This window comes from Pirellulales bacterium, assembly GCA_035939775.1.
Taxonomy (GTDB): domain Bacteria; phylum Planctomycetota; class Planctomycetia; order Pirellulales; family DATAWG01; genus DASZFO01.
In genome coordinates this window covers 1-9,259 of sequence record DASZFO010000375.1, presented here as the reverse complement: position 1 = coordinate 9,259, position 9,259 = coordinate 1, and the positions used below count along the sequence as shown (strand labels likewise).

The window sequence follows — 9,259 nt, the reverse complement described above, 5'->3', positions numbered from 1 at the left end:
GCCAGCATCCGAGCCATGCTCATCAATTGCCGATCTGCCTTCTCCTTCAGCAACCCATAAATCCGTTGCGCCGCCGCTTCCTCCTCCGATGTCAGGTCCAACTCCAATGCTTCGATCTGCTTAGCCATCGCACTGCCCTCATTCGGGGGCACCCCCCTTCTGCAACACTCCTTCCAACAGAGCAGATTTTCCACCAACAATCGAGACGCTCACCCGAGAGCGCGGAAGGCGATGCAATGGAGCTTGCCCGTGCCGCAGTCCGCGGCGACAATGGAGGACAGTCCATCCGACCAAGAAGTTGCCATGCATACTTACGAAACGTCCGCGACCGTGGAAGATCAGGGACAGGTTCGCGTGGCAGGAGTGCCGTTCGCTCCGGGCACCGAGGTCGAGGTCACGATCAGCCCCAAGGAGCGTACCGAGGACGAAGAGAGCCGTCGGGACGAGGCAGCCTTGGCCGCCGCGCGCGATCGGATGCGAGAGCTGTTCGGGACCGTCAAGGGGTTCCGCAATTCACCCCGAATACCGCGCGAGCAGTTGCATGAACGCGGAAATTTCCGTTGACACGAATGTTTTGCTGTACACGATTGACGAAGATCCCGCCTCGGTCTCCAAGCGGCAGCGCGCGCAGCAACTGTTGCTATCGGAGCGGTGGGGTTGGTCGGTTCAAGTGGCGGCCGAGTTCTTCGTCAACGCCACTTCGGCGAAGCGACCCTTCAAACTTTCCGCAACCGCGGCCGCCGCATTAGTCGAAACGTGGCTCGTCTTTCCGACCCTCGACCTCACCGCCGCACTGTTTCGCGCCGCCATCGATGTTCAGCAGCGATTCCAATTGAGCTATTGGGACGCCACGATCCTCGCGGCAGCCAAGCAGATGGGATGTCGCGCGGTTTTCAGTGAAGACTTGAACGCCGGGCAGAATTACGACGGCGTGACGGTCATCAATCCCTTTGCCGTCAGCGCGGCGCCGTAGGATGTCCGCCATGCCCACTCCTGACGAGCCCCTTTGGATAGTTCGTCGATTTCGTCGTCGCCTGGGACCGGGAAGTGATTGCCGTGATCGAGGCGAATTCGTCCGTCCAGAGGAATGAAAGTGGTTAGCGAGGGTGCTGCCATGACGACTTGCAAACTCAAATGGATCGTCTCCGTGCCGATGGCTGTTGCAATGCTCGCGGCTTCAGCGGCGCGAGCCCAAGCGATCCAGCCGGCCAAGCATCCCAACATCATTTTCATGCTCATCGACGACCTGGGCTGGGGCGAGCTGGGGTGCTACGGCAACACGTTCAACGAGACTCCGCGGATCGACAAGTTCGCGACCACGGCGATGAGATTCACCGAGGCCTACTGCCAGCCCACCTGCTCGCCGACGCGGGCATCGCTGATGACCGGCCAATACCCGCATCGGACGGGCATCGAGGATTACCTGGATTACAACTCGCCGACCTATCTCGATCCGAATAAAGAGTACACCGTCAACCAAATGCTCTCCGTCGCCGGTTACCTCACTTGCCACATCGGCAAATGGCACCTCGACACGCATTTCCAGAATCCGAAAGGCAGCTCGAAGCAATTCGGGTTCGACGAAGTGATCGGCACGGAAACGAAGTACATCGCCGACGGCGATTACTTTTTCCCGTTCGACAAGATTCGCACGCTGCCGGAAGTCACGCCGCATGAGTTTTTGCCGGATCGGCTGAGCGACGAGGCGGTCGGATTCATCGAGCGCGCTCATGCCCGCGGGCAGCCGTTCTTTTTGTATTACGCAGAGTATGCGGTCCATGCCGACCTCGACGCGCCTGCGGAACTCGTCGAGAAATATCGGCGGAAATACGACGCGAAGCATGGCCCCGGCTCGAGCAAGAAGTTCGACAACAAGCACCATCTCGGCCAGCCCGACAATATCTACATGGGCGCGATGGCCGAGCGCGTCGACGCCGGCTTGGGCAAGATTCTCGACACGCTCGATCGGCTCGGCATCGCCGACAACACCGTCGTGTTTCTCCTCTCCGACAACGGCGGCGACGGACGCACTGCCAACAACGGCGGGCTGCGCGGCGCCAAAGGCCAGGTCTGGGAGGGCGGGATTCGCGACCCGCAGATCGTTCGCTGGCCCGGTGTGACCAAGCCCGGCAGCGTCTGCGATCAGCCGACGCTGACCATCGACTACTATCCGACTTTCGCCGAAATCACCGGCGCGGAAATCCCCGCGCAGCAGAAAATCGACGGCACCAGCCTGGTCCCGCTGCTGCGCGGCGAGCTGAAGCTCAACCGCCCTGCGCCGCTATTCTGGCATTATCCGGCCGACACGGCACCCTGGCCAGACCGCGCCGGCGGCGTTTGCCGCGACGGTGACTTCAAGCTCGTCGAAATCTATCGCGACGGGCACTTCGAGATGTTCAATATCAAAAAAGACCCGGATGAAACGCAAAACCTGATCGCTGCCATGCCGGAAAAATTCGCGGAGCTGAAAGCGAAGTTGCTCGACTGGCAAAAGAAATTGGGGATCGACGTGCCCAAGCCCGCGCCAAGAAAGCAGTCAAGTATCGAAGCCCCGCCGAGGACCGACCTCTACCAGGAAAAATACCGCCCTCAATTTCACTTTTCGGCCCGGCAATGGACCGAATCCAAGCTGAATCCCGGACAGCGCGAAGAGGGTTGGATGAACGATCCGAACGGCCTTATCTACTTCCAAGGTGTTTACCACCTTTTCGCCCAGCGCTGGGACAAGTGCTGGATCCATGCCGTGAGCAAGAACCTAGTCCATTGGACCGAACTCCAGCCCGCCTTCTGCGAAGACGGCCGCTTCGGCGCCGGTGTGCAATCGGGCGGGGCAGTCGTCGACAAAGACAACACGTCCGGACTTGCGCCCGACGCCAAGACGCCGCCGCTGGTGGCCTTCTGGGCCGGCGGCGACAACCGCAGCCAGTGCATTTCCTACAGCCTGGATAGCGGCCGCACCTGGAAAAAATACGACAAGAACCCCGTCATCGTCCATCCCGAACGCGATCCGAAGGTCTTTTGGTATGAGCCGGACAAGCGCTGGATCATGGTGCTCTCCGACGGAGGAGCCTACCGCTTCTTCACCTCGAAGAATCTGCTCGAGTGGAAGGACCAGAAGTATGCAATCGCCGATTCGTTCGAATGCCCCGATATGTTTCAATTGCCGGTCGATGGCGACCTAAATCGACAAAAATGGGTGCTGGTGCGCGGCAACGGCAAATACTCAATCGGAGAATTCGATGGCGCCAAGTTCACGCCGGAGACCAGCCAACTCCCCTGCGACCTCGGGGCAAACTTCTACGCGACTCAATCCTGGGGCGATATTGACGGCCAGCCAGGGCGACGAGTCCAAATCGCGTGGATGCGCGGAGGACGCTATCCCGAGATGCCCTTCAACCAGCAGATGACCTTTCCTTGCGATCTGACGCTTCGCTCGTTCCCCGACGGACTTCGGATCTGCCGACTGCCGGTCGGAGAGATCAAGAGCATCTATGAAAAGAATTACGCCTGGCAAGACACGACCATCAAGCCAGGCGATAATCTTCTCAAGAACGTTTCAGGCGATCTGTTCGATATCCAGTTGCAGGTAGACCTCGCCGGCGCGAAAAGGTTTGGCATCAAGTGCAGAGGCGAAGCCGTAACGTATTCGGCCGAGACAAGGGCGCTGACCTGTCGTGGCAGGGAGGCCAAGCTGGATGCCACAAGCGGCCGGATAACCCTCCGCATGCTCATCGACCGCACGTCGATCGAAGTCTTTGCCAACGATGGCAAGGTATCGATGAGTTCGTGTTTCCTGCCGGACCCGGAGAATGCCGGGCTGGAACTGTTCTCCGACGGCAATCTTAAGGTCCTGTCGTTGACCGTATGCGAGCTGAAATCGGCGTGGCCGGCGAGCAAGAGCGATTAGTTTTGTCTCTACAAGACACCAAGGACGAAGGTCAGAGGTCAGAGATCGGAGGACGGAGGTCGTTCGTTATCCGGTTCGCTTGCGAACCGAATCGCAGTTTCAGGGCCGGACGGCCCGTCAGGAAATAGGCCCGATCGTAAGATCGGGATCCGATACCGCGAGGTCGAATTTCCAAGGTCCCAAGGACCGGCACTCCCGCCTCGTAAGAACTGAGCGTACCGCGCTGCTCGAGAAACGTTGCACGCCGTGCGACAGCGCTACTCGTCGGTCTGACTCGCTTCTCCGTGCCGGTCCTTCGGACCTCGAGATGCATTCGACGCGATCGTAAACCATGATCTGACGATCTTGGTTATTACTTTTCGGCCCTCCGGGCCTGGGCAACAACGGGATTCGTCCAGGGTGGTGCGCAACAATGCGGCCAGAACAATTCATTGAATTGTTCTGATCCTCTTTCAATTCGCGGCGGGGAGTTCCGGCGCCGGCGCCCCTACTTCTTCTCTTCCGCACTGGCCGCTTTGGCTTTGCGGCGGAAGGCGCGGACGTCGTCGCCGGTTTTGGTGGGGAGCTTGCTGCGGAGTGAGTTCGGGTTGCCGCCGAACCAGGCTGCCGGTTCGTCGTAGACCAGGTGGTATTCGACGAACAGGGCCCCGGCCGGCTGCGCGAGCTTGGTGATCTTCACGTAACCGCCGGCGGAAGTGTAGAGCGCAGGCTGGCCCAACTGCGGCTGACCCTTGGGGTCCGAGAGAACGTTCCCATTGGCACCGCGCAGCACGGGGCGACATTCGTTCGGGAACTTGGCATTCTGATTGAAGCGAGGATCGATGAGCGCCGCGAGCGTGCCAGAGTCCTGATTGAGTGTTTGAATCGCATGGGCCGTCGCGGCCACTCGGAATCGCTGATCGTTCGGAAAGATCGTGAACTGGCCGTGAGCGAAATAATCCTTGCCGCCGGGAATCTGCTGGACCTTGATTTCGCTGGGCAACTCTTCCGGCTTGAGCGCGTCGATGCGATCTTTCGAATCGGGCTGAAACTGGGCCTTGAGAAAGGCCGGGGCCATGATTTTATCCAGGTCGCCCCAGACGACGAACCACAAGTCGATGCTGTGCCCCGGCTGATTCGCGCCGCCGAAGGGCGGTGCGAGATCGTCGATCACGAGCACGTGCGGCGCGTTCAGATTGCTGTCGGTGAATTGCTTGAATGTCGGCTTCGCTCCGGGCTTGAGCTGCAAGATGGGGGCAATCGCCTGTTGCTGAGCGGCCGCGTTGAGTCCGTCCGGGAGCGTGGGCGTGCGAAGTTTCCGAAAGTTTCCGCCGAACGGGACGCCGCGCTGCAACAGGTCGTTGAAGATCGCGTTGCCACCTTCGGCGGCGGCTCGTGGTGCGGCTAAGCCGCAAGCGATTGATGCCGCTATGAGGCAATTCAGGTACGTTCGCCGATGGTTGCGCATGATTCCGTGCTCGCGATTTGGGTTTCATCCAGGGCCCACCGATTGCTACAGTGTATTCGCGCTATGCGCTCGAAGGCAACCTCTGCGAGTTCCGTCTGCGAGTTGCGTTACTTGCCACGCAATAACTCGGCGGCCGGTGGATCAAGATATATTTTCGCGCATGGGTGCCGCTGCAGAATCGAGGCCGGCACCAGCGGCGTGACGGGGCCTTCGAGCGCCGCGCACACTGCCTCGGCCTTGCGCCGGTCGGGAACGCTGCAAACGATCGCCTGCGACTTCATGATCTGCCGGATCGACATGCTAATCGCCCGCGACGGGACGGCATCGAAAGTGGGGAACCAGCCCTCGCCGAATTGCTGCCGGCGGCAGGCGTCGTCCAAATTGACGACGAGATACGGCTCTTCCGTATCGAAATCCGCCGGCGGATCGTTGAACGCCAGATGGCCGTTCTCGCCGATCCCCACCAGCGCGACGTCGATGGGATTCCGCCCGATCAATTCTCCCACGCGCCGGCATTCTTCCACGGCGTCAGCCTCGCCGTCGATGTAATGAAACGCACGAAACGGCGCTCGATCGACCAATCGCTCCTTCAAATAGCGGCGGAACGACGCGGCGTGCGATGCCGGGAGGCCCAAATACTCGTCGAGATGAAAACCGGTGACTTTCGGCCAATCGAGTCTTTCAGCAGTGACGAGCGCGGCGAGCACTTCGAATTGCGAAGCGCCCGTGGCGGCGATCATATTCGCGGCGCCGCGCTCGGCGATCGCCGCGCTCAGCCGGGCCGCGGCATCGACAGCCGCTCGACGACCCAGCTCCTTCACGCTTTCACAGACGACGACATTCATTTCCGTTCATTTCCGTCCATTTCCGGCTTCAAGTCCCCTGGCCAATCGGCTTTTTTAACGCTCGTCGCGGGTTGACTGAAGTCAATTGCAGAATGGCTTCGCGCGACAGTCTCAAATCGCGTTCGAGCTTGGCGGCGACCTGCGGCATTGTAGCGGTGGCGCCGATCAAGTGCGAACGATCGGGCGCCCAGGCAGCCAGCTCTTCGCCGACGAGAATCGCTTGCGAGCCGATCGTGTAGCGCCCCGGACCCAGCCCGGCGGCCGCGGTCCCATCCGTGACGACGATCGCTCGATCCGGGCCCACGCAACGCAGATAGTTCCCGAGCGCGGGATAGGCTACGTGAACGCCGTCGGCAATGAAGCAGACCCACAGCCGATCGCTTAGGTTCAGCACGCGCTGGATGATGTTGTCGTGGCGGTGCAGGAGCAGCGGGCAGCCGTTTCCCAGATGCGTGAACATCGACAGGCCGGCGTCGATCGCCGCGCGGAGTTGATCGAGCCTCGCATCGCTGTGGCCCGCGGAAACGATCACGCCTTGCGAAGAAAGAAACCGCGTGACCCTCATTCCCGGATCGCATTCGGGCGCCAAAGTGACGAGCCGAGTCAGCCCGCCCGCCGCGTCGAGGAGCCGTTTCATCGGCTCGAGATCGGCCGGCTGAACGTGCTCCGGCGGATGGGCGCCGACATAGCCAGGCGCCTCGTTAAGAAACGGCCCTTCGATGTGGACGCCGCAGACGACTTCGCGCACGACCTCGTCCTGAACTCGGATCGCCGCGATTCGGGTCAGCCGAGCCGCCATCCGATCGAGCGCATCGGTGATGATTGTGATCAACACACCGCCGACGCCGTCGGCCCGCAGCAGCTCGCAAGCCTCATGCAAGGCGGCGGCCGAGAGATCGTCGCCGTTGAAGTCGATCCCTTTATAGCCGTTAAGCTGCAAGTCGAAATAGGCAGGTTCAGGCTGCACGATCGGCGCCCTATTCTTCCGATTCACGGCTTTCGCTTTAGCTTGAGGACCGTGTACGAGTATTCGGGGAATTCGTAGTCGAACCGCTCGCCGGCGTGCTCGAACGACGATCGGATCGACCGAATTCGATCTGGCGAGTCCGGCAGGTTGACGTCTTTCAGCTTGCCGCTAAGCGAAGTCATTTCGCCGTGCGGATCGACGGGGCCGAGCCCAGCGATCTCGATGCTCGCTCGATGCGGATGATCGCCGATGTTGACGATCTTCATCACCAGCGTTGAGCCGTCTTCGCCCCGCGTGGCGGTCACGTCGAGTTCATCGTTTGGGCATTTCACTTCGCTGGCCACGCGGCAGGGCAAGTGATTGGCGGTGGCCATCTGCTGAGCATAGAACGGCGGCATCGCCCAGACTTGGCCGCTTGTGAAGAACACCTGCCCTTGGTCCCAACCGTTGTCGTTTTGCTTCCAAGGCTGGAGGCAATTGGCCGGGCAATCCATCAGGACGAAATCGCCATGTCGCTGGGTCGCGTTCAGGACGCAGGCATGCCCGAGCGCCCGCTGCACGTCGTGCCGTCCGCCGTTTTCTTCGAGCACACAAGCTTTGAGCTTGGAGTTCGGCGCCCAATCGTGGACGAGTTTTTCCATGCGGGTGAAGAGCGCATCGGTGCGGCGGCCCTCGCGCAAGTCGTCGCCGCCGATGTGAACGTCCCACAGCGCGGCCTTCCCGTCCAACTCTTGCACGATCCGCCGCGCCGCCGGATTATCCGGCTCCCACCAGGCGGCGATGATGAATTGGATGCTCGGGTCGCGAGCGTGCATCGACTCGTAGAGCAACTTGAAGCGTTCGAGGTAGTGGTTGCCGGTCGTCTCTTCGTTGCCGATCTCGATGTACTTGACGCGATAGGGTTCGAGATGGCCGCTCGCGGCACGCCGCGCACCCCCTTGGCTCGTCGCCGGGCCGTTCAGATACTCGACCATGTCGGCCGCATCCTCGGGCGATTCCTCGATATTGATCGCAAACACCTTCTCGAACTTCGCCGCCTCGCAGAACTGCAAGAATTCCTCGATTCCGAAGCCGTTCGTCGATTGCGGATACCACCAGCCTTTGTATTGAGGCCGGCGGTCGCGGTTGCCGAGCATGTTCTTCCAGCGATAGCCGGGCGCGTTGACCATGCATCCTCCGTAGCGAAGCACGGTGAGTCCCTGATCCTGAAGCATCCGGCCGATGTCGCCGCGGATCGGTAAATTGTGGAAAAGTTCATCACCAGTGCCGCTCAAGAAAACTTGATCGACCCAACAGGCGCCCGGCTTGTCGATCCAGACGGCGAAGCGGGCATTCGTGTCGGCGCCGCTCGATTTCAAGTTGAACTCGTAGCGTTTCCAATCCGCGCCGATCGGGGCGAGCCGCTCGGCGGCGTAGTTCTGTTTGCCGTCGGCGCTTTGCAGCGCCACGGTGACGGCGCCATCGTATCCGATCTGCCGCAGATAGAGCAGGCCCGAATACGTGCGTCCTTCGCGAAACGTCAGACCCCAGCGATTCAACCCACGATTGGCAACTCCGACGGTTCCCTCGCCGCGGAGCAACTCAATCTTCTGAGAGCGCGCGGAGTTGATCGGCCTGTCAGCGTCCCACGTGAATCGAGGGGTCGCCTCACCAGTTTGGACGGCGTCCCACATGCCGCTCAGGCCGTCTGTCGAGTTTTTTGCCGGCGGCTCCTCAAAACTCTCGCCGAAGATCATCTGCGCGTAAAGGCCGCCGAAGATTTCGTGGTTCACGTCCTCGATGCAGGAGCCGTACATCAATGGCGTCACATGATTGAGCACCTTGCCGGCGTCGATCTTGATCGCAGCGGCCGGCTCGGCTGCGTTCGCGATTGGGGCCAAAAACACAACGACTGCAATAATCGCACGAATTTGATTCATAATCAGCCCTCGTCGTCGTGCCCCTAGTGTTCTTTGTGGTAAAGGCATTGGCCTGCCGATGGTTTCACATCACCGAAGAATATCCGCCATCGATCGGAATCGCCGCCCCAGTCACATAGTCGCTTGCGCGACTTGCGAGCCAGACGGCCGTGCCCGCCATGTCGTCGGGTTGGG

Annotated in this window: 7 protein-coding genes; 3 read left to right on the top strand and 4 right to left on the bottom strand. The window is 60.6% G+C overall.

Annotated elements, in window-relative coordinates; genetic code table 11:
• Positions 1–303: 303 nt before the first annotated feature.
• The 3 genes from VGY55_24825 to VGY55_24815 all read left to right on the top strand — a co-directional run bounded on the left by VGY55_24825 (position 304) and on the right by VGY55_24815 (position 3,907).
• On the top strand, positions 304–564 hold the full coding sequence (locus tag VGY55_24825) for a hypothetical protein (protein HEV2973214.1): 261 nt from the start codon (positions 304–306) through the stop codon (positions 562–564).
• On the top strand, positions 542–973 hold the full coding sequence (locus VGY55_24820; GenBank protein ID HEV2973213.1) for a PIN domain-containing protein: 432 nt from the start codon (positions 542–544) through the stop codon (positions 971–973). Before VGY55_24825 ends, VGY55_24820 begins: the two co-directional genes overlap by 23 nt.
• Positions 974–1,114: 141 nt before the next feature.
• On the top strand, positions 1,115–3,907 hold the full coding sequence (locus VGY55_24815; protein HEV2973212.1) for a sulfatase-like hydrolase/transferase: 2,793 nt from the start codon (positions 1,115–1,117) through the stop codon (positions 3,905–3,907).
• Between the two features lie 487 nt (positions 3,908–4,394).
• Here VGY55_24815 and VGY55_24810 read toward each other — a convergent pair whose 3' ends face one another.
• From VGY55_24810 to VGY55_24795, 4 genes are all read right to left on the bottom strand, one after another.
• Positions 4,395–5,354: a hypothetical protein gene (locus VGY55_24810; GenBank protein HEV2973211.1), complete on the bottom strand. Its 960-nt coding sequence runs from the start codon at positions 5,352–5,354 to the stop codon at positions 4,395–4,397.
• 107 nt (positions 5,355–5,461) lie between these two features.
• Positions 5,462–6,199 (bottom strand): glucosamine-6-phosphate deaminase, encoded by a 738-nt coding sequence (locus VGY55_24805; GenBank protein HEV2973210.1) that lies wholly within the window; start codon positions 6,197–6,199, stop codon positions 5,462–5,464.
• A gap of 28 nt (positions 6,200–6,227) precedes the next feature.
• Positions 6,228–7,166: an N-acetylglucosamine-6-phosphate deacetylase gene (locus tag VGY55_24800; GenBank protein ID HEV2973209.1), complete on the bottom strand. Its 939-nt coding sequence runs from the start codon at positions 7,164–7,166 to the stop codon at positions 6,228–6,230.
• A gap of 23 nt (positions 7,167–7,189) precedes the next feature.
• Positions 7,190–9,085 (bottom strand): alpha-L-arabinofuranosidase C-terminal domain-containing protein, encoded by a 1,896-nt coding sequence (locus tag VGY55_24795; protein HEV2973208.1) that lies wholly within the window; start codon positions 9,083–9,085, stop codon positions 7,190–7,192.
• Positions 9,086–9,259: the final 174 nt, after the last annotated feature.